At 32.6% G+C, this 20,767-nt stretch carries 14 protein-coding genes and 1 pseudogene; 7 read left to right on the top strand and 8 right to left on the bottom strand.

The annotated features are described in order from the left end of the window. The 3 genes from rpoC to B4E95_RS00150 all read left to right on the top strand — a co-directional run. On the top strand, positions 1-4,200 hold a 4,200-nt coding region (gene rpoC / locus B4E95_RS00160; RefSeq protein WP_291088942.1), incomplete at its 5' end, for a DNA-directed RNA polymerase subunit beta'. Continuing rightward, entirely contained in the window at positions 4,200-4,493 is a 294-nt protein-coding gene (locus B4E95_RS00155; protein WP_038331074.1) for a DUF3467 domain-containing protein, read from the top strand. The genes rpoC and B4E95_RS00155, both read left to right, overlap by 1 nt. A gap of 235 nt (positions 4,494-4,728) precedes the next feature. Further along, positions 4,729-6,048, top strand: a complete 1,320-nt coding sequence (locus tag B4E95_RS00150) for a dihydrolipoamide acetyltransferase family protein (RefSeq protein ID WP_280050777.1) — start codon at positions 4,729-4,731, stop codon at positions 6,046-6,048. Positions 6,049-6,086: 38 nt separating this feature from the next. Here the strand turns inward: B4E95_RS00150 and B4E95_RS00145 are convergent. Then, a pseudogene (locus B4E95_RS00145) lies at positions 6,087-6,662 on the bottom strand (DUF3575 domain-containing protein). A gap of 99 nt (positions 6,663-6,761) precedes the next feature. On the opposite strand from B4E95_RS00145, the gene B4E95_RS00140 reads away from it, so the two are divergent. Next, entirely contained in the window at positions 6,762-7,277 is a 516-nt protein-coding gene (locus tag B4E95_RS00140) for a hypothetical protein (RefSeq protein ID WP_291047749.1), read from the top strand. On the opposite strand, the gene B4E95_RS00135 is transcribed toward B4E95_RS00140, so the two are convergent. Together B4E95_RS00135 and B4E95_RS00130 are read right to left on the bottom strand one after the other, a co-directional pair. Further along, the gene (locus B4E95_RS00135; RefSeq protein WP_286495068.1) at positions 7,249-7,731 is read right to left on the bottom strand and encodes a hypothetical protein; all 483 of its coding nucleotides are present in this window, start codon (positions 7,729-7,731) and stop codon (positions 7,249-7,251) included. The two genes, B4E95_RS00140 and B4E95_RS00135, sit on opposite strands and share 29 nt — an antisense overlap. 631 nt (positions 7,732-8,362) lie before the next feature. After that, positions 8,363-9,874: a Do family serine endopeptidase gene (locus B4E95_RS00130; protein ID WP_291088936.1), complete on the bottom strand. Its 1,512-nt coding sequence runs from the start codon at positions 9,872-9,874 to the stop codon at positions 8,363-8,365. A gap of 163 nt (positions 9,875-10,037) precedes the next feature. On the opposite strand from B4E95_RS00130, the gene dapF reads away from it, so the two are divergent. The 3 genes from dapF to B4E95_RS00115 are packed head-to-tail and all read left to right on the top strand — an operon-like array spanning position 10,038 to position 13,276. Continuing rightward, positions 10,038-10,814 carry a diaminopimelate epimerase gene (gene dapF, locus B4E95_RS00125; protein WP_291088933.1) on the top strand — a complete coding sequence of 259 codons (777 nt, stop codon included), beginning with the start codon at positions 10,038-10,040 and terminating at the stop codon, positions 10,812-10,814. A 9-nt stretch (positions 10,815-10,823) separates the two neighbouring features. Then, entirely contained in the window at positions 10,824-11,846 is a 1,023-nt protein-coding gene (gene mltG / locus B4E95_RS00120; protein ID WP_291088930.1) for an endolytic transglycosylase MltG, read from the top strand. Between the two features lie 29 nt (positions 11,847-11,875). Then, entirely contained in the window at positions 11,876-13,276 is a 1,401-nt protein-coding gene (locus tag B4E95_RS00115; protein ID WP_291088927.1) for an FAD-dependent oxidoreductase, read from the top strand. A gap of 41 nt (positions 13,277-13,317) precedes the next feature. Here the strand turns inward: B4E95_RS00115 and B4E95_RS00110 are convergent, their stop codons facing one another. The 5 genes from B4E95_RS00110 to B4E95_RS00090 form a co-directional block, all read right to left on the bottom strand. Continuing rightward, positions 13,318-15,339: a hypothetical protein gene (locus B4E95_RS00110; protein ID WP_291088924.1), complete on the bottom strand. Its 2,022-nt coding sequence runs from the start codon at positions 15,337-15,339 to the stop codon at positions 13,318-13,320. Between the two features lie 113 nt (positions 15,340-15,452). After that, positions 15,453-18,200, bottom strand: coding sequence for a TonB-dependent receptor (locus tag B4E95_RS00105; protein ID WP_291088921.1), 2,748 nt, complete (start codon positions 18,198-18,200; stop codon positions 15,453-15,455). A gap of 95 nt (positions 18,201-18,295) precedes the next feature. After that, entirely contained in the window at positions 18,296-19,072 is a 777-nt protein-coding gene (locus B4E95_RS00100) for a GLPGLI family protein (protein WP_291047757.1), read from the bottom strand. Positions 19,073-19,212: 140 nt separating this feature from the next. Continuing rightward, positions 19,213-19,815, bottom strand: a complete 603-nt coding sequence (pncA, locus tag B4E95_RS00095) for a bifunctional nicotinamidase/pyrazinamidase (RefSeq protein WP_291088918.1) — start codon at positions 19,813-19,815, stop codon at positions 19,213-19,215. A 99-nt stretch (positions 19,816-19,914) separates the two neighbouring features. Continuing rightward, positions 19,915-20,700 carry a GLPGLI family protein gene (locus B4E95_RS00090; protein ID WP_291088915.1) on the bottom strand — a complete coding sequence of 262 codons (786 nt, stop codon included), beginning with the start codon at positions 20,698-20,700 and terminating at the stop codon, positions 19,915-19,917. Between the last annotated feature and the right edge of the window lie 67 nt (positions 20,701-20,767).

The following is a 20,767-nucleotide window of genomic DNA, read 5'->3' as shown; positions in this document are numbered from 1 at the left end:
TCTAAAGGTGAAGTTTTAAAACCTGAAACGATTAACTATAGAACGCACAAACCAGAGCGTGACGGGTTATTCTGTGAGCGTATCTTTGGACCTGTAAAAGATTACGAATGTGCCTGCGGAAAATATAAAAGAATCCGTTATAAAGGTATCGTTTGTGACCGTTGTGGGGTTGAAGTTACTGAAAAGAAAGTTCGTCGTGAGCGTATTGGACACATCAATCTTGTTGTGCCAATTGCACATATTTGGTACTTCCGTTCATTACCAAACAAAATTGGTTACATCTTAGGATTACCATCTAAGAAATTAGACATGGTAATTTATTACGAAAGATATGTAGTGATTCAACCAGGTATCGCAAAAGGACCAGAAGGTGAAGAATTAAATAGATTAGATTTCTTATCAGAAGAAGAGTATTTAGATATCTTAGAAACTCTTCCAATCGAGAATCAATATCTAGAAGATACAGATCCTAATAAATTCGTTGCGAAAATGGGTGCTGAAGCATTAGAAGACCTATTATCTCGTATCAATTTAGATGAGTTATCTTACGAATTAAGACACAAAGCACATAACGAAACTTCTAAACAACGTCGTACAGAAGCGTTAAAACGTTTACAAGTTGTTGAGTCGTTACGTGAGTCAAATATGCACCATGTAAACCGTCCAGAATGGATGGTAATGCGCGTTATTCCGGTTATTCCACCAGAATTACGTCCATTAGTTCCATTAGATGGTGGTCGTTTTGCAACATCAGATTTAAATGATTTATATCGTCGTGTAATTATCCGTAATAATCGTTTGAAACGATTAATGGAAATCAAAGCGCCCGAGGTAATCTTACGTAATGAAAAACGTATGTTACAAGAAGCGGTTGATTCATTATTCGATAACACACGTAAAGCATCTGCTGTAAAAGCTGATGGTAACCGTCCATTAAAATCATTATCTGATTCATTAAAAGGTAAACAAGGTCGTTTCCGTCAAAACTTATTAGGGAAACGTGTGGATTATTCTGCTCGTTCTGTAATTGTTGTTGGACCAACACTTAAATTACACGAATGTGGTTTACCAAAAGATATGGCAGCTGAATTATACAAACCATTTGTAGTTCGTAAATTAATCGAGCGTGGAATTGTAAAAACAGTTAAATCGGCTAAGAAAATTATCGATAGAAAAGAGCCTGTTGTTTGGGATATTTTAGAAAATGTAATCAAAGGTCATCCAGTTTTATTAAACCGTGCCCCTACGTTACACCGTTTAGGTATCCAAGCGTTCCAACCGAAATTAATCGAAGGTAAAGCAATTCGTTTACACCCATTAGTGTGTACTGCCTTCAATGCCGATTTCGATGGTGACCAGATGGCCGTTCACTTACCATTAGGACCAGAAGCTGTTTTAGAAGCACAATTATTAATGTTGGCTTCTCAAAATATTTTGAATCCTGCAAATGGATCTCCAATTACTGTACCTTCTCAGGATATGGTTTTAGGTCTTTACTACATGACGAAAATTCGTCGTACTGACCACCAATTTACAGTAAAAGGTGAAGGATTAACTTTCTATTCAGATGAAGAAGTTCAAATTGCATACAACGAAGGAGCTGTTGACTTAAACGCGCCAATTCGTGTAAAAGGAACAATTCGTGTAGGAGAGGAGTTGATAGAAAATCAATTAATCGAAACTTCTGTAGGACGTGTGTTATTCAACCAAATCGTTCCGAAACAAGTAGGTTATATTAATGAAGTATTAACGAAAAAATCGTTACGTACAATTATTAATAAAATCATCAAGATTACAGATTTCCCTACAACGGCTGCTTTCTTGGATGATATGAAACAATTAGGATACCGTAATGCCTTCGAGGGTGGTTTATCATTCTCATTAGGAGATATCTTAATCCCAGAACAAAAGAAAGACCTTATCTCAGGTGCGATCAACCAAGTTGAGAACATTAAGATGAACTATAACATGGGTCTTATTACAAATAACGAACGTTACAACCAAGTTATTGATGTTTGGACAACAACAAACGCAACTTTAACTGAAATTGTAATGAGACGTATGACAGAAGATCAACAAGGATTTAACTCTGTATTCATGATGCTTGATTCTGGAGCTCGTGGATCTAAAGAGCAAATTCGTCAGTTATCAGGTATGCGTGGATTGATGGCTAAACCTCAAAAAGCTGGTTCTACTGGTGGGGATATCATCGAAAACCCAATTATCTCTAACTTCCGTGAAGGTCTGTCTATCTTAGAGTACTTTATTTCTTCGCACGGTGCGCGTAAAGGTCTTGCGGATACTGCCTTAAAAACTGCCGATGCTGGATACTTGACTCGTCGTTTAGTTGACGTTGCGCAAGACGTTATCGTAATGCACGAAGATTGTGGTACATTAAGAGGTTTAGAAGTATCTGCACTTAAGAAAAAAGAAGAAATCATCGAAAGTTTATCTTCTCGTGTATTAGGTCGTACTTCATTAAATGATATTTACAACCCAGATAATGGTGAATTAATCATTTCTGCTGGTAACATTATTACAGAAGATATTGGTGATGCCTTAGAAGCAGCTGGTATTGAAAATGTAGAAGTTCGTTCTCCATTAACATGTGAAGCGAAAACTGGAATTTGTGCTAAATGTTACGGACGCAACTTAGCTACAGGTAAAGGTGTTCAGAAAGGTGAATCAGTTGGTGTAGTTGCTGCGCAATCTATTGGTGAGCCTGGTACACAGTTAACATTACGTACTTTCCACGTTGGGGGTACTGCGGGTAACGTTTCTGAGCAAAATACAATTAATGCTAAAGTTGATGGTACAGTTGAGTTTGATGACTTACGTACTGTTGAATCGACAGATGATGCAGGTAACAAAGTAGATACAGTTGTTTCTCGTTCTACAGAGATGAAAGTAATTGACGATTTAGGAAACGTTCGTCAACAAACTAACATCGCTTATGGTACTATCTTATCTGTCAAAAACGGAGCTAAAGTTCAAAAAGGTCAAGAGATTGCAAGTTGGGACCCTTATAACGGGGTAATCATCGCAGAATCTACTGGTAAAATCGAATACGAACAATTAGAGCAAGGGGTAACTTTCCAAATTGAAATCGATGAGCAAACAGGATTCCAAGAAAAAGTTATTTCTGAATCACGTAATAAAAAATTAGTTCCAGCGTTAAGAGTTATCACGATTGATGGTGAAGAAAAAACATATAACTTACCAGTAGGTGCACACTTAATGGTAAATGATGGTGAAAAAATTAATGCAGGTAAAATCTTAGTTAAGATCCCTCGTAAGTCAGCTAAATCTGGCGATATTACAGGAGGTTTACCTCGTATTACAGAGTTGTTAGAGGCTCGTAATCCATCTAACCCATCAGTTGTTTGTGAAATGGATGGAGTTGTATCTTTCGGTAAAATAAAACGTGGTAACCGCGAAATCATCGTTGAATCTAAAAATGGTGAAATCCGTCGTTACTTAGTTAAATTATCAGCACAGATCTTAGTTCAAGAAAATGACTTCGTTCGTGCAGGTGAGCCTTTATCAGATGGAGCAATTACACCAGAAGATATTTTAAGAATCTTAGGGCCGACAGCGGTTCAAGAATACTTAGTAAACGAGATTCAAGATGTATACCGTTTACAAGGGGTAAAAATCGATGACAAACACTTCGAAATTATCGTACGTCAAATGTTACGTAAAGTTCGTATTGTAGACTCAGGAGATTCAAGATTCTTAGAAGATAGTTTAGAGCACAAAGACGATTTCATGCAAGAAAACGATCGTTTATTTGGAATGAAAGTCGTAGAAGATGCTGGTGATTCTGACACATTAAGTCCAGGACAAATCATCACAGTTCGCGAATTACGTGACGAAAACTCTAAATTAAAACGTGAAGACAAAAACTTAGTGACAGCTCGTGAGGCTTTACCTGCAACAGCAGAGGCAGTTTTACAAGGTATTACAAGAGCGTCTTTACAAACTAAATCTTTCATGTCTGCGGCATCGTTCCAGGAAACTACAAAAGTTCTTAACGAAGCAGCTGTAGCTGGTAAAGTAGACGGTTTAGTAGGATTAAAAGAAAACGTTATTGTTGGACACTTAATTCCTGCCGGAACTGGATTAAAAGAGTATCAAAACATCATCGTAGGATCTAACCGTGAATACGAGGAATTAATAAACGCAAAACAAGAATTATAATGTCAGAAAATCAACAAAACGAAGGATTAAACATTGAGTTAAACGAATTAGTAGCTCAAGGTGTTTATGCTACAGGAGCAATCATCAACCACTCACCATCTGAGTTCGTTGTAGATTTCGTTCAATTTTTACCAGGTGCTAGACCATCAGTAAAATCAAGAATTATTTTGTCTCCATTACAAGCAAAACAATTATCTCAATCGTTAGCAGAAAACGTAACTAACTTTGAGAAAAGCTTTGGTGAAATCAAAGAACCTCAAGTAAACAACGGTACTGCAACTTACGAAGCTTAAGAATCATTCTTAATATTTCAAAAAGTCCCTCAATCTTAGATTGGGGGATTTTTTTATGCAATCAAAACTATCAAATCATTAAAAATAATCTTATAAATGTTAGATCAATTATTAAATTGATAATTATTTATGATATTAATGCGAATAATTTAAAAATAAAATACATTAATCTTTTTAACAGTATTTTTTTGAATCGAAAAAATGTTTAGATTTGTATTTAGCAAATAACACAAGAATGTCTGACTATAAATTAATTCTACCTTCTATGGGAGAAGGTGTAATGGAAGCTACTGTAACAAATTGGATCAAAAATATTGGCGATTCGATTAGTGAAGATGAATCGGTTGTAGAAATCGCAACAGATAAAGTAGATTCTGATGTTCCTTCGCCAGTTGCAGGAGTTTTAAAAGAAATCTTAGTTCCAGTAGATGGAATTGCAAAAGTAGGTGAGCCTATCGCAATTTTGTCTGTTGATAGAGTTGTAGAACAAGCTGATTCGGCAGAAGAAGTAGATACAAATAGCGATCAGGAAATTGCAGATACAGCAAAATCTATCGAAGCTGAAGTTGCAACAATCAAAACTGAAACGCTTATTACTTCGTCAGATGATAAATTTTATTCTCCTTTAGTAAAATCTATTGCGAAAGAAGAAGGTGTTTCTCAGGCTGAGTTAGATCAAATTTTAGGTTCAGGAAAAGACGGACGTGTAACGAAAGATGATATTTTGGATTTCGTTAAAAATAGAGGAAATCAACCAGCGAAAACAGTTGTTACGACTTCTGTTGCTGCACCAGTTGCTCAACCTCAAGCACCGCAAGTGCAATCTGCGCCAATTTCTGTTGGTGAAGGAGACGAAATTATCGAAATGGATAGAATGCGTAAAATTATTGCGCAAAATATGCTACAAGCAAAACAAATTGCTCCTCACGTAACGTCTTTCGTAGAAGTTGATATGACGAATATTGTGTTGTGGAGAGATAAAAATAAAAATGAATTTCAGAAAAAACATGGTGAGAAAATTACCTTCATGCCAATTTTTATCGAAGCTGTAGCAAAAGCAATTCAAGATTTCCCAATGATTAATGCTTCGGTTGATGGAGATAAAATTATTAAGAAGAAAAATATCAATATTGGAATGGCGGCTGCTTTACCAAGTGGAAATTTAATTGTTCCTGTTATCAAAAATGCAGATCAATTTAATTTAGCGGGGTTAGCTTCTCAGGTTAATGATTTAGCAAATCGTGCGCGTAATAATAAATTGAAACCAGCAGAAATACAGGGAGGAACGTATACAATTACAAATATTGGTTCTTTCGGAAATACATTAGGAACGCCAATTATTCCTCAACCTCAAGTAGCTATTTTGGCTGTTGGTGCAATTGTGAAAAAACCTGCTGTTATCGAAACTCCGCAAGGAGATATGATTGCAATTCGTCATAAAATGTACTTATCTCATGCTTACGATCACCGTGTTGTGGATGGAGCTTTAGGAGGTATGTTTGTAAAACGTGTTGCCGAATATCTAGAGGCTTTCGATATGAATACGCCTGTGTAAGAGTAAAATAATACTAGATATAAAAAATCCAACTAATTTTAGTTGGATTTTTTTCGTTTAAATTTATAAGTAAGCATTACACCGCCTTTGTAAAGCAGCCACTCCCCACTTTTATTAAATGATTGCGCAGAATCATATCGTCCCAAATTAGGAGAATCTTCTTTATAATATCCTTTGTAATTTCCTTGAGAGTGTCCTCCACCAACAAAAACATCTAATCCCCAATGTTCGTTAATTTTTACTTGATAACCTATTGTAGCTCCTGTTAAGATTGCTAATCCACGTTGATATTTATCAGTGTTCCAATAATTCCATTTTTGAATATCAAAGAAACCAACTCCAATGTTTGGACCTATATAAAATTTACTAAAAGATTTATCAAAGTAATATCTACCTTCACCAAAAACCATATACATTTATAAATGATTACCTGCAAATGATTTCCAAGGAGAGAGAAAACCGTCAGCTTGTAAAGTTATTCTATCTGTGATTGCATGTTCAACACCAAGATTTACCATTGCAAGTGGCATTGTTAACGCATTAACTTTTATTTGTGTTTCTCCTTTTTGAGCAAAGATTGTGGCGGGAAATAACAACCAAATTAATTTATTCATTCGTAATTTTTATCAGTTTGCGAAGCTAAGGTAAAAAAAAAGGTTTATTTAGATATTAATTCAAGCTTTTTTATAACTTTACTTAACATTTAATATATTATGGCACCAATCATATCAATCCTAATAATATTTTTGATTTTCGGAATTTTTGTTTCGATATTCTTTGTTATTGCCGTATCTGATGCGAAAGTCAGAGAGAAAAATGAACAACATACGCTGAAAAGTTTACCAGATCAGGTAGATCTAAAGGCTGTTGTACGTTATAATATTGGGCGTCCGCAAGGTAGATTTCTTAAAATGAAATCTTTTCAAGGAAGTGGTGTGTTGTATGCGCAAGGAGAACAATTAATCTTCAAAGATATTTTGGGTAATGAAGATCATATTTTTGATTTGAAAACATGCAAATTATCTTGGGTTGAGAACAAAATAAATGGGATTACAAATGCTTTTAAAGTAGCAGATCACGAAGCTATCATCTTCTTTTATATTGATAAAGGTGTCTTTATTTTTAATGCAATTGAAGAAAATGCGTCGACTTCAGATTTATATATTCGTTTGAAAGAATTGCGTAAAAGTATTAGAAATGCTAAAAAAGCTGAGTCGGCAAGTGAATAGTTAATCCAGCTCGGAAACCGCTCATATCTTTAAAATCCTTATTTTCTCTAAACTCGAAAGAATAACCAGCATTTAACTCTACAATGCTCAAAACTGCGATACCAGCTTTTGGAGTAATTGTCCACGGAGAAACTTCAGTACGGATAACATAAAAAGCAGAGTTAAAGTTAGAGCTATATGGATCACCAGTATTGTTGCGAAAATTGAACATATATCCAGCTCCAACTTCTGGAATTACACGAAATTTGTCTTTCATATAACCCAAATTAGCATTGGCGCTAAACGTCAAAATATTGTTATTATCTTGTACTAAGAACAAATCTGTTCCAACTTTTCCGTAATTTCCGTTCCAATATTCATAACCAAGATTAATTGTAAAATAATCGGATAAATTTTGTTGTGCTTTCGCTTGAAAACTAATGATAAAAACAAAGATTGCGATGAACTTTTTCATGTGATAAAATTAATGAATTATTTAGCTTTCTCCCAAAAAATAAATTTTCATCATCATTAATGATTTTTTATTTCAAATTGAGAGGTATATTTACTCCAATTGAAAATTGAAAACCTTTGATAGGTTTAAAACTATCTTTTTTATTAATCTTAAAACCATATCCAAAACCAAAATCTACAAAAGAAGCTAATGAAATACCAGCTTTTGGAGTAATTGTATAAGGTGTAAATTCACTTTCTACAAATGGAAAAAATATACATCAACTGGCTCGCGGCAACATATCCTGTAATGCCAACTTCAGGAATTACGTGAAAATTATCTCGCATATATCCCATATTAGCATTTGAGTCTAATTTAAAATCAACCATATTATCACCTAAGCCGAAAAGAAAAAATAAACCTGCTTTACCAAAGTTTCCAGATTGATTAGAGTAGCTTAAGGTTGATCCCCATAGAACTTCTTGTTAATAAGAAAAAGAACTAAACAAAAGAAAGAGTGAAAGAATAATTTTTTTAATAAATATGGGATAGTTTTTCGTTAAACAAATTTAATGTAAAGATAAATAGCTACAACTTATCTTGTTGTAGCTATTTATAATGATTTATTAAAATTTAAAATCTACTCAAAATTTTAATCCATCGTGAATCCTTTTGTATAGATTCGTCCGTAATAATCTGCAAATTTAATTGACACGCGACCTTTATAATTTTTTAAGATTTTTTCGATATCGTCTTGTGAACTTACATTTTTATCATTGATAGATAAGATAATAAATTCTTCTTGAACACCTGCTGCTGCTAATTTTCCTGCATTATCTAAATGTTTTACCATGACACCATAATTAATTCCGAAACTATCTTTTTGACGTTCTGTTAATGGCTCAAATTCTGCACCAAGAACTTCAGTTGGCGTTAAGTCAGATTTGCTTCTCACTTTAGTGCTTCCTTTAGCATCTTTCAATGTGATGTTGTATGTTTTCTCAGAGTTTCCACGTCTTACAGTAAGTGCAACATTGTCACCAGGACGTTTGCTACCTACGATGAATGATAACGAAGAGAAAGATGTAATTGGTTTTCCATCTACAGCTGTAATGATGTCTCCTTCTTCGATTCCAGAATCAATTGCTGATCCTTTCGCAACCAATTCAGTTACCATTACTCCATTATCGGTTTTAATGTTCTTTTTGAACTGTTTGTTATATTGTTTTACAGCATCTTCATTCGATAAATCAAAACCTTTGATACCTAAATATCCACGTTGTACAATTCCGTACGATTTGATATCCTCAACAACTTTTTTTACCAAGTTTGCAGGAACAGCAAACCCGTAACCAGAATAAGCTCCTGTTGGCGAAGAAATAGCTGTATTGATACCAATTAAATCTCCATTTGCATTTACCAAAGCACCACCAGAGTTTCCTGGATTAATCGCTGCATCGGTTTGAATAAACGACTCGATTGGTGATTCAGAATTTTTACCTAAAATATTAATGCTACGACCTTTTGCCGAAACAATACCTGCTGTAACAGTAGATGTCAATCCAAATGGATTACCAACTGCTAATACCCAATCTCCAACATTAATCGCATCAGAATCGACAAATTTTGTGAATGGTAAACCTTTTTCACTAATTTTCAATAAGGCAATATCTGTACTTGGATCAGTTCCAACTAATTCAGCAATATAACTTTTTTGATTATTCAATGTCACTTCAATTTTAGAAGCACCTTGTATCACGTGATTATTTGTCACAATGTAACCATCTTGTGAAATAATTACACCAGAACCCATTCCTGATGGCTGATCTTGATCAGGCTGTTGTTGTCGACGTTGCTGTTGTTCTGGTTGCCCGAAAAAGAAATCAAAAGGATCAAAGAATTGCTGTTGTTGTTGCTGTCTTTGGTTTGAATAATTTTTAATACTTACAACGGTGTGTACAGCTTTATTCGAAGCTTGAACAAAATTAGGCGCATCATAACCATAATTTCCTTTGTAGTCGACAAACTCAAAGTCACCATTCTTTTGATTACTTGCATTCGTAATAAATGGGTTATTTCCATTATCATTCATCAAATAAAAACCTCCCATAGTTGTCATAGAGCTCACTAATCCAACTAATAAGTATCCTGTATATTTTTTCATCTTTTATTATATAAGTTTTTAATGTTTTTAGATTAAATCAAATTTAAGACCAAAATTTTAACATTTCAAACCGTTTAACGCATGTTAACACTATATTATAAATCTTTTATAACATTAGTTAAGAGTGACAAAAATGTATTTACTTTGTTTAAAATTTAGGAAGTTGAAATTAAAATTTTATAAATATCAAGGAGCTGGGAATGATTTTGTCATGATTGATGATCGAGAAAAAACGTTTCCAATCTCTACAGAATTGATTAATAGGCTATGTGATCGTAATTTTGGGATAGGAGCTGATGGTTTGATTTTGTTACAAAATGATGAAAATTCAGACTTCAGAATGGTGTATTTCAATTCGGATGGAAACGAAAGTACAATGTGCGGAAACGGAGGACGTTGTATTATTCGATTTGCAAATGATTTGGATGTAGCTAATGACAAAATGACATTTAATGCGATTGATGGTTTGCATCATGGTATCGTAGATCAAGAAGTTATTCGTTTACAGATGATTGATGTAAATGAAGTAGAAGATCACGACAAATATTTATTTATGAACACAGGTTCGCCGCATCACGTAGAATTTGTGGAAAATGTAAAAGATGTTAACGTTTATAAAAAAGGAAAAGCGATTCGTAATGGAGCGCCCTATTTTGAGAAAGGTTCTAATGTAAATTTTGTTGAAGTTATGCCAGATAATAGTCTTACGATACGTACATATGAACGTGGAGTAGAGGACGAAACCTTGGCTTGCGGAACAGGAATTACGGCTGCTGCGATTTCTGCTTATGTCAAAAATTTGGTAGACAAAAAAGATATTAAAGTAAAAGCAATGGGTGGAGATTTATCTGTAAATTTTGAAGAAAATAATCATAACTTTGTCAATGTTTGGTTAAATGGACCAGCGGTAAAAGTTTTTGAAGGTGAAATTGAAATTTAATTCAATCCAATGAAAAAATTAAATTTAGTATTAATATTAATCTGTTCATTCGTATTTGTAGGATGTACATTTATAGATGGTTTCAAAGGAAATGCAATCAAAGATGGTTATATCTATATTTCTCGTGGAGCTAAATTTGAGCAAGTTTTAGATTCTTTAAAACCATTTTTGAAGGATGAAAAATTGTTCAAACAGTATGCAGAAGATGCAGATTATCCAGCAACGATAAAATCTGGAAAATATAAAATATCAAGCTCAGATTCTAACCGCGATATTATTGATCGTTTGCAAGGAGGAGAGCAAGAAGAAGTGAAGCTTCGTATCAAGAATGAACCAACAATTTACCATTTGGCGGGATCAGTTTCCAAACAAATTGATATGGATTCTATCGAAGTTTTGACAGCTATTCGCGATTTTGTGAAAGAAAAAAACGATACAACGTTAAACGACGAAACGGTAAAGCAATATTTCATTCCAGAAACGTATTTCGTGTATTGGGGATTAACACCAGAAAAATTTGTGGACAAAATGGTGGCGCAACACGATAAAGTGTGGAATGCAGATCGTTTGGCAAAAGCAAAAGCGCTTAATATGACACCTTTGCAAGTGACAACGTTGGCGTCTATTGTTCAGTTGGAATCGTCTGATAATATGGATGAACAACAAAAAGTTGCACGTGCATATATGAATCGTTTGGCGAAAGATATGCGTTTAGAAGCCGATCCAACATCTATTTATGCGTACAAAATGGAAAATGGTTGGGATCAAAAAGTGCAACGTGTATACAAAAAATGGACGTGGTCTTCGAATGCGTACAACACTTATCGTAACAAAGGTTTGCCACCAGCACCAATTTGTTTACCAAATTTAGGAGCAATTGATGCGGTTTTATCACCAGCAAATCACGATTTTATTTTCTTTGTTGCAGATCCTAAAAAACCAGGTTACCACATTTATACCAATGATTATCAGGAACATTTGAAAAATGCTGAGAATTATAGAAATTGGTTAAAAGAGAATAATATCAAATAGTTGTATCTTTAGCTAAACCAATTTTAGCGATGAAACAACCAAATTATACAAAAAGAGAATTCCTAAAACTGCTTGGTACAGGTAGTTTAGGAATTTTTTTTATGTCTTTTTATTCGTTTGATGATTTTTTGGATGATGATTTAATAATCTTGACAAAAGATGATGAAAAGTATGATCAATACAGAAAATCATTCAACAAAAGAATTGAGAAGTTTCCGAAAATTATAGCAGTTTGTAAATCCGAAACTGGAATAAAAAAAGCAATTGCATTAGCAAACGAAAAGAAATTAAAAATTGCCATTCGAAGTGGAGGACATAGTTTTGAAGGTTTTTCGAATGTTGATAATGGATTGTTGATTCATCTTGGATTGATGAACAAAATTACGTGGTTGCAAGAGAATAAAGTCAAATTACAACCAGCTTGTTTGTTGCAAGAGATTTATACGAATTTTTTACCTAAGAAAAGAATTATTCCAGCTGGTTCGTGTGGAACTGTCGCTATTGGCGGTTTGACTTTGGGCGGTGGTTATGGTTTTTTTAGTCGGAAGTATGGTTTGACCTGTGATAATTTGCTTCGCGTAAAAATGATCGATTACAAAGGAAATACAATCGATTCTGATAAAGATCCAGATTTACTTTGGGCGTGTAAAGGGGGAGGAAATGGAAATTTTGGAGTTGTGACGGAATTACATTTCAAAACTTATCCTGCACCACAATCTTTCAGCGGATATCGCATGAAGTTTAATAATTTAACTTCTGATAAATTTGTTAAATTAATTCGGCTTTGGTTTCAAACAACGGAAAAGTTACCCAATGAAGCTTTTTCTGCTTTTGTGTTGAATGGGAAATTTTTAACGATTTTATTTACCAATTTCGCAGCAAATCAAACTGATTTTGAGAAAATATTTTCGAGTTTAATTCCACTAGCGAATGATTACAAACCGATGAAAAATAGAAATCTGGCTGCTGCACTCAAAAATTATTATGGCGTAACAGAACCAATTTATTTCAAAAATTCTTCGGCTGGTTTGTACTCAGGAATTGAAGATATAGAAAAAGGTTTGGAAGATATTTTTGCAAAAGTTGTTGCTTCTAAAGGAATGATTTATCAGATCAATACTTTGGGTGGAAAAATCAATGAAGTCAAAGTTTCAAATTCTGCTTATCCACATCGTGATATTAATTATTTGAGCGAGTTACAAGCATATTGGGATTTGCCTTCGCAAGAAGAAAAGTTGACAAAATCATTTGAAGAAGTGCAACAATTGTTAAGAAACCTTGGAAATGTAAAACAGTACCGAAATTATCCGGATATTAATTTTCCTGATGCAAATAATGCTTATTTCGGAAATAATTTGCTTCGTTTGCAAAAGTTGAAAAAGAAATATGATCCAAATAATTTGTTTGATTATCCACAAGTGATTAAATAAAAAAAACTCCTGAAAAATATTTTTCAGGAGTTTTTGATTGATTATTTGAAAGCTTTTTTCATCTTAAATTTTAGCATATTCATTAATCCTGATTCGATAATATCAATACCTAAACCATAATTACTATCTGCAATTGTGTAATGATTATTTCGGAATTCCTCGAAATTTTCCATCGTAATTTCATGATTCGTCGAAGGATTGTATTCAATGTAAGCACTTCCTCCGCTCGCTGTAATTTTCTTTCTACTTGAGTAGGTGAAATATTTATCATTAATCGTCGATTCTTGAATCGTATACTTTTCTTTTGTATCAATTTTTTGATCGGTTGATAAGTTTATTTCATACTTTTCACTATCGAAATTATGCCAAAAACTTGCGTCTTCGTGAATAAAATCTCTTACATTATTCTTCGGGATATTTCGATCAAAGAACATCAAGAAGCGTTCGTTTGTTACTTTATCTTTAAAATATGGATTCTCGATTCGCGCTTTATATTTTATCGTTAATTCGTTCAGCTTTTTATCATCCGAAACAATTTCAATCGAAGTATCTTTAAAAATTTCTCTCAAATCCATTTCAGGGCGATCTGCACTATAATTTAATGCATAATAAAAGAAACTATTCCAACTATCAATAATTTCGCGCTTGTTGGTATTCTTGAAATATCGGCGCATATTATTTGCACGATTGTAACGATAAATCGATTGAGATTCTAAATAACCTTCGTTTCCTTTTGCAACTACACTGACTTTTTCATCTATACAAAATTTAGGAAATTTGTAAGGTTCGCGAATTTGTAAGGTCTGATTTGGTTTAATTTCTAAATAATGCGCAAAATAAATAAAGCTTCTATTTTCTAAGTAACCATACTCATTACGCATTGTTGCATCAACGTAATATGTCTCATTATTATGTTTCACTTTTACAATCACATGATTGAATGCCAACAACGATGGGAGATAATATTTGAAATAGAAATCAGTATTATAATTCAGTAAAATGATTGAAGATTCTAATCCTAGATAATCAAAAATAACTTTCAATAAAATAGATTTTGCCTTGCAATCTCCTTGTTTATTTGCATAAGTTACTTCTGCTTCTTGAGGTTTGTGACCGCTCATTTCATCGGCATTGTAGATATAATAAATATGGTTTTGAACATATTCTATCGCATATTCAATTTTATCTTCGATGTCAGAAAATTCATTTAATTTTTCAATCAAATTTGGTGCGAAACTTTCAAGATTAGCTTTGTTAAGCACTTCTTCGTAATAAGGCGAAATAAAGTTTGAAAGCTTTTCCCAGGTGCTTTTTGTTGCAAAATCGATGTAAGGAAAAATCTCGCGATTTGGATCTGTTGGATTAAGATAATTTACCAACTCAAAAACGAAAGAACCGCCAGAAGGAATTGTTCCTGTTTCTACTTCGATTACATTTCCATTTTGGTCACGGAAGAAGTTTTTCTTGTAAACAAATTCATCATCACGCTCATTGATTAATTCGAACGTATAATTTCCATATGCCCAATACGAATCAGGGCTAACCCATAAATATCGGCTGTATTCTTTGCGGACAAAATCTTTATCAGTAAATACTTTTTCTCTTGCATCTTCCAATACAAGAATATCGTACAAACGCAAATCTTTGATCGAAATATTAATTTTTTTGCTTTTGTTGATTACGCCAGAACCGCTATCATTTTCGTTGTCCAAAACTTTTACAGTGATATCTGCTAATTTATTAATTAACTCTCCATCACGAATCACAGAAATTCTATGAATCAAATAAATTTCGTTTTCTTCGACAATTGTATCGAAAGTAGAAGCTTTTTCTAAATTTGCAGGATCGGTTAAGGTGTAAGACATGTTAACATACTCGATATGTTTTTCACGTGTTACATAAAATTTTTTGTCCAAAAAGTAACAATAATCTCGTCCTTCATCTAAAATATTTTTCGAGAAATCAGTTTCTTTAGAAAGTTCAATAATTTGTTCGTCTGTTAAACTCTTTGTCCAATTTTCTGGTTGAATAATTTTATAAATTTCGGTAGTAGGGTTTTCCATCTATTTTTTTTTAGTTGATTAGATTAAAAGTACAAAAATAATTTATAAAAAAAACGCGTCTACAAAGTAGACGCGTTCAGATAAATTTTATGATAAAAATGTAATTTATTGATTTAGAACTTATATCGTAAACTCACGATAAAATATCTTCCCAAAACATTTTTAGTTGTAGTCGATATGTAGTTATCATTAAATCCATTCGAAACAATTACGTTGTTTCCTAATAAGTTTCCACCTGTAAGAGTTAAATAAGTTTTCTTCGCAATATTATATCGTGCAGAAGCATTCCATTCTTTTGCTGTGTTTATTTCTACTCCATCGCGGTATTGTAAACGATAAGAGAAATCGGTCTGAACTAATAATTTACTTGTAGCGGACCAAGCAGCTTCTCCATATGGACGCCAGTTCGTAAATTTCTGTTCAGATAATGATTGATATTTACTTAGGTTTAAATTAACCCCAGCCTTCAATTCAAATTTCTTTTTGAATGTAAATGAGTTCTCTAAATTATAAGTTTGATTAAAACTCTTGTTGTTAACATTGTTTAATTTATCATTTGTTACAACACCATTTTTGTATTCAATATTTCGTGTAATGGTATAATAATTAGAAGTAGAAATATTACCTGTTAATCGTGCATTGTACCATTTAGCAAAACGTTTCCCAATCATGAAATATCCTGAATAAGTTTCTTGATTATTACCAGAATTAATTAAGGTATTGAATTGATAGTTATTTACAATTGTATCGTTTCCTGAGATGATAAAATCACGGTTTAAAACAGATTGTGTTTGTATACTTTTTTCTTGTAATGTATAACTCAAATTCGCAAAAATATTAAAAAATGTGAATGAGTTAAAATGACTAAAATTAAGACTTGCTGTATGTGTCAAAGCTTGTCTTAAGTTTCTATTTCCATAGAAAATCGATTGATAACTTTGAATGGTGTAAGAATCATTAAAATCTTTTGTGTACGGATAGCTATAGTTTTGTGTATAACTAGCGCGAACACTTGTTGCATTGTTAAACTTGTATTGCAAATTCAAATGAGGTAAAAATTTTGTTTCCGAACGATTTAATTTTTCACCATCTTGGTATTTCGATTTCTCATTAAAGAATGAAACTCCAGCTCCAGCATCTACTTGAAAGTTTCCTAATTTTTTTGTCAATGTTACATCAGCAAAAGTCTCGTTGTAATCTAAATCTGTATTACTGATTAATGAATTATCATTCATTAATTTCTGAAAATCATAGATTTTATTTTCAAAATCTTGCGTACTAAAATTTGTTCCAACTTTCACTTTAAGGTTAGATGTATTTGTCAACAAGTGATTGTAGATTCCGTATAATTGAACAGTGTTCAAAACAAAGTTTTGATCTTGATTGATATTATATTGATTATTTACTTGAGATAAATTCTTGAACAAATTAAAAGACGAGAACGGATTTGCTGTTGATAAAACATTGTAATCTGGCGTATCTTTTTGATATTGATGACGGAAATATAAACCAACATTATCATCGCGTCCAACTTTACGGATGTAAGATAAAGTTTGTGATAAAGAGTAATTCTTTTGTTCAGAATTTACATTTCTAAAGCTATTTTTTTGATCGTTATAATAGCTATCAACCAATTGTTCGTTTTCGCTATCTAAATAATTAAAGTTTAAGCGATATTTAATTTGTCCTTTATCATTCGGATTATAATCTAAACGCAAACGCGACATTCCCATCAAAATATTGCTCTTATTTTGTTCCTGATCGACAGTTGTATAAGGTGATTCGATGTTGTTGTAATAACGCTCAGATTTAGAATTGTAACGAATATTATTTGTATTAAGTAAACCAAACCCAGAGATTTTTAGTTTCTTATTTGGTTCAACACCAAAATGGACAGCACCATTATAGGTATTCATACTTGGCGCATCATTTTTTGTCATCAAGTTTAGATTGTTCGAATTTCCTCTTAATGAATAGATACTTCCTTCAGAATTAAATTCAGAGTACCCACCAAAGAAGCTCATATAATCATCTTGATCAAAAACTTGTTTCCCGAATGTATTAAAATCATTGATTAATGTTCCGTCTGTTTTTTCTGAGAAATAGAAAATCTTTGCTTGTGCATCTGTATGTTTGTCTGCATCTCCACCTAGTGTTACATTACCAAATGCAAGACGTTTCATATCATCTTTTAGTTCGATGTTTAACGAGAATTGTTCGTCATCTTCTTGTAATGAAGAAGCAAAAGGATTTGATTTGAACTTTGTGTTTAATTGTATTTTAGAAACCGCATCCGAAGGTAAATTTTTGTTCAATAATTTTTCGTTACCACCCAAAACTTCACGTCCACCAACTGTTACTTGCGACATTGGTTTACCTTTGTACATTACCTTACCATTCTGAACTTCAATTCCAGGTAATTTTTTAAGAATATCTTCTAATGTTTCCTCATTTCCAACTTTGAAAGAATCTGCATCAAACTCAATTGTATCACCTTTTACTTTGATTGCTTGTTGAGCTTTTACAATTGTTTCTTTTAAGGAAATTTCTTTTCCTTGTTTAAGCTTTATTTTTTTGTTGACATTTTCAGTCAAATCAACATTCTCAACATATGTTTCGTAACCAGCTTGCTCAATTTCGATGTCATATTTTTGTCCACAAGGCAATTTGAATTCAAATTCACCCATATTGCTTGTAAAAACAAAACCTTTGCCTTCGTTTTTACTATCAAAAATAGAGACAGAAGCGTCTGTAACAGGAATTCCAGCATCATTTGCAACAGATCCTTTTAATTTACATTCTTGCGCAAACGAGATTTGAGCTGCAGAAGTAAATAAAATTAGATAGAGTAATTTCTTCATATGTATTTTTTAGTTGATGACTCAAATAGAGTTTTTTGTAAAACATATCTGTTTATGTGTTAGAAACAGATGTGTTTTTATATGTTTTGAATGAATTATTTAGTGTCTAGACCTCCATTCATTTGTTCTTGCATTTTTTTCTGAATATCCATTACGATTTTCATAAATTGATCTTGTGTAACAACTTCTCCTTTTGTAGGTAAAGCAATTTTCAATTCTTTTTCAGAAATTTTTAAATCTTTCAATGTGTAAATTAATTTAGCTCCATTCATTTCAAACTCAGCTTTTATAATCAAACCTGGCAATCCAGCTAATGAAGTTGGTCCATCTTTTATAGGGATTTCTGGCGCATACCAAGCTGTCACAGGAATAGAATCCATCATAACGCCTTCTGCTTTTGTCGCTTTGTAACCAGCTATATCAGTTTTTTCACGCGAGATTTTCCATTTGTAATCTGGAATTTGATCTTTAATCAAATATTGTTTTACACCCATATCAACTTCTTTGTAATACAAATTTGGAGTTACAGTAAAGTCTTTATAAGTTGGTTTATTATCCATTGCAGCCATTTGTTGAGCAATTATTCCTAATCCACCTTGTCCGTTATTTACTTTTTCTTCTAATGTAAATGTTGAATTTTTGGAATTACTTTTAAAGAAGTAAGTCATAAAAATTCCTGCATCAATTTCAGCTTTTAGCATTCCTCCAACTTGAGCTCTGTATGCTTCTGGAATAGTTTTCATGGTTTTTTCGTAGTCCATTTTAACTTCCATTACATAAGTTGCATCGATATTTTGTGTTTTATTGTCTTGCGCGATAGAAATTGTAGCTGTAATAATTCCTAAGGCAAATGTTAAGATTGCTTTTTTCATAATTGTTGTATTTGTCTAATTAGTCTGCTTTTGTAGACTAATGTTACAGATAATTTTTGAATTTATTTTAAAAATAAAATGTCATTCAAAAAGTTAAGGATTTTCAAATAACATTTTTATCTAGCGATTTATTGATAATATTATAATAAATACGTCGAGACATTTCCTCCTTTTTTGATAAAATCTTCTTTCAATTCATCAAAAAGTTCTTGGTTAATAGCCTTTGTTGTTCCTTCTAAAATATATGTTGTATATCCCAATGCTAAAGCATCTTTTGCTGTGTAATATACACAATAATCTGCTGCTAAGCCGCAAATGTATACACTCGTTATATTATGATCTTTTAAGAATCCATTTAGCCCTGTTGGATTCTTTTTATTCACATCAAAAAAAGCACTATACGAATCAACTTCTGGATTCATACCTTTTCGGATGATTGCACTTATTTTATTTTGCTTGATATCTTTGTGTATTTCTGCTCCTTTAGTGCCTTGTACACAATGATCTGGCCACAAAACCTGACGATTTCCACCTAATTCGATTACATCAAAAGGTTGTTTATCTGTATGTTGAGAAGCAAAACTTTTGTGATTTGCAGGATGCCAATCTTGCGTTGCCACAACAACATCATACTTTTTTTGTAATTTGTTTATGCGTTCGATAATTTTATCTCCATCATTCACAGCTAAGGAACCTTCTGGTAAAAAATCGTATTGCATATCTACGATGATTAAAGCTTTCATAGTATTTTATTTCTTAAGATTAATTTAGAATTAAATATAAGTTTTATAATATGAAATTGAACCAATTTTTTATGAAAATTAATCGAATTTTAAGAAATCTTAATCTCGTTTATTTACGCCAGAATTTCGCATTTCTTCAAAACGTGAGCGTTGTTCTTGCATCAATTTATCAAATTCTGTTTGCGAAATAGCACCTTTATCTTTTGGTTTTTCGATTGGTTTTGAATTTGTTGATGTTTTGATATCCGTCAAAGAAATAATTTTAGAGCCTTTAAACATGCCTCTGTTAATTTCTGTTTGTACTTCTGCAATCAAACCTGGTAATCCCCAATAATTTTCTGGACCAGTTTTATATTTTAATGTTGGAATGTACCAAACTGTTGTCTGAACGCTATCGATAATAGTAGTTGCTTTTTTAGCTTCATTCCCTAAGATTGTTTTTGTTTCTCGTGTTAATTTCCAATCAAAATTTTGCAAAGAATCTTTTACAACATAGTTTTTTCCCATCATGCTTTGCTCTTTTAATAGCAAATGATTTGTACTATTTTTATAAATATTATCTCCATTCATCGACATCATTCGCATTCCGCCACCACGTGGACCTCGTAATCCTTGACTTTGATCATTTGATATTTTTTCAACCATTTTATACAAGGATTCGTCTCCCAAAATAGTCAACTTAGCTTCTTGCGGCTCTTGAATATTTTTCTTGAATTGCTCTTGCATTTCTTTTGGCATCGTACGTCCATTACCGCCACTAGGAGGTTGAAATGTAAAATCGTCTGGTAAAATGATACGTGTTGTGTACGAAACTTCTACTTTTTCTTGTTGCGCAAAGGCCGAAAAACTAAATAGTAAAACAAAAATTGAAATTATTTTTTTCATTTTAAATGTGCTTATAGTTCTTAGACAAGAAATTGTATGAAATGTTTAACGATTGATAAAAAATATT

Origin of the sequence: Empedobacter sp. UBA7494 (assembly GCF_002478465.1) — a bacterium.
In the GTDB taxonomy this organism is placed as follows: domain Bacteria; phylum Bacteroidota; class Bacteroidia; order Flavobacteriales; family Weeksellaceae; genus Empedobacter; species Empedobacter falsenii_B.
The sequence above is the reverse complement of the archived record's forward strand: the minus strand, read 5'-3'. Positions and strand labels throughout refer to the sequence as shown.

What these genes read in the sequence shown, in the direction of transcription:
- B4E95_RS00155 (WP_038331074.1), top strand. Translation starts at nt 4,200, where the DNA reads ATGTCAGAAAATCAACAAAACGAAGGATTAAACATTGAGTTAAACGAA.
- B4E95_RS00150 (WP_280050777.1), top strand. Translation starts at nt 4,729, where the DNA reads ATGTCTGACTATAAATTAATTCTACCTTCTATGGGAGAAGGTGTAATG.
- B4E95_RS00140 (WP_291047749.1), top strand. Translation starts at nt 6,762, where the DNA reads ATGGCACCAATCATATCAATCCTAATAATATTTTTGATTTTCGGAATT.
- B4E95_RS00135 (WP_286495068.1), bottom strand. Translation starts at nt 7,731, where the DNA reads ATGAAAAAGTTCATCGCAATCTTTGTTTTTATCATTAGTTTTCAAGCG.
- B4E95_RS00130 (WP_291088936.1), bottom strand. Translation starts at nt 9,874, where the DNA reads ATGAAAAAATATACAGGATACTTATTAGTTGGATTAGTGAGCTCTATG.
- mltG (WP_291088930.1), top strand. Translation starts at nt 10,824, where the DNA reads ATGAAAAAATTAAATTTAGTATTAATATTAATCTGTTCATTCGTATTT.
- B4E95_RS00115 (WP_291088927.1), top strand. Translation starts at nt 11,876, where the DNA reads ATGAAACAACCAAATTATACAAAAAGAGAATTCCTAAAACTGCTTGGT.
- B4E95_RS00110 (WP_291088924.1), bottom strand. Translation starts at nt 15,339, where the DNA reads ATGGAAAACCCTACTACCGAAATTTATAAAATTATTCAACCAGAAAAT.
- B4E95_RS00105 (WP_291088921.1), bottom strand. Translation starts at nt 18,200, where the DNA reads ATGAAGAAATTACTCTATCTAATTTTATTTACTTCTGCAGCTCAAATC.
- B4E95_RS00100 (WP_291047757.1), bottom strand. Translation starts at nt 19,072, where the DNA reads ATGAAAAAAGCAATCTTAACATTTGCCTTAGGAATTATTACAGCTACA.
- pncA (WP_291088918.1), bottom strand. Translation starts at nt 19,815, where the DNA reads ATGAAAGCTTTAATCATCGTAGATATGCAATACGATTTTTTACCAGAA.
- B4E95_RS00090 (WP_291088915.1), bottom strand. Translation starts at nt 20,700, where the DNA reads ATGAAAAAAATAATTTCAATTTTTGTTTTACTATTTAGTTTTTCGGCC.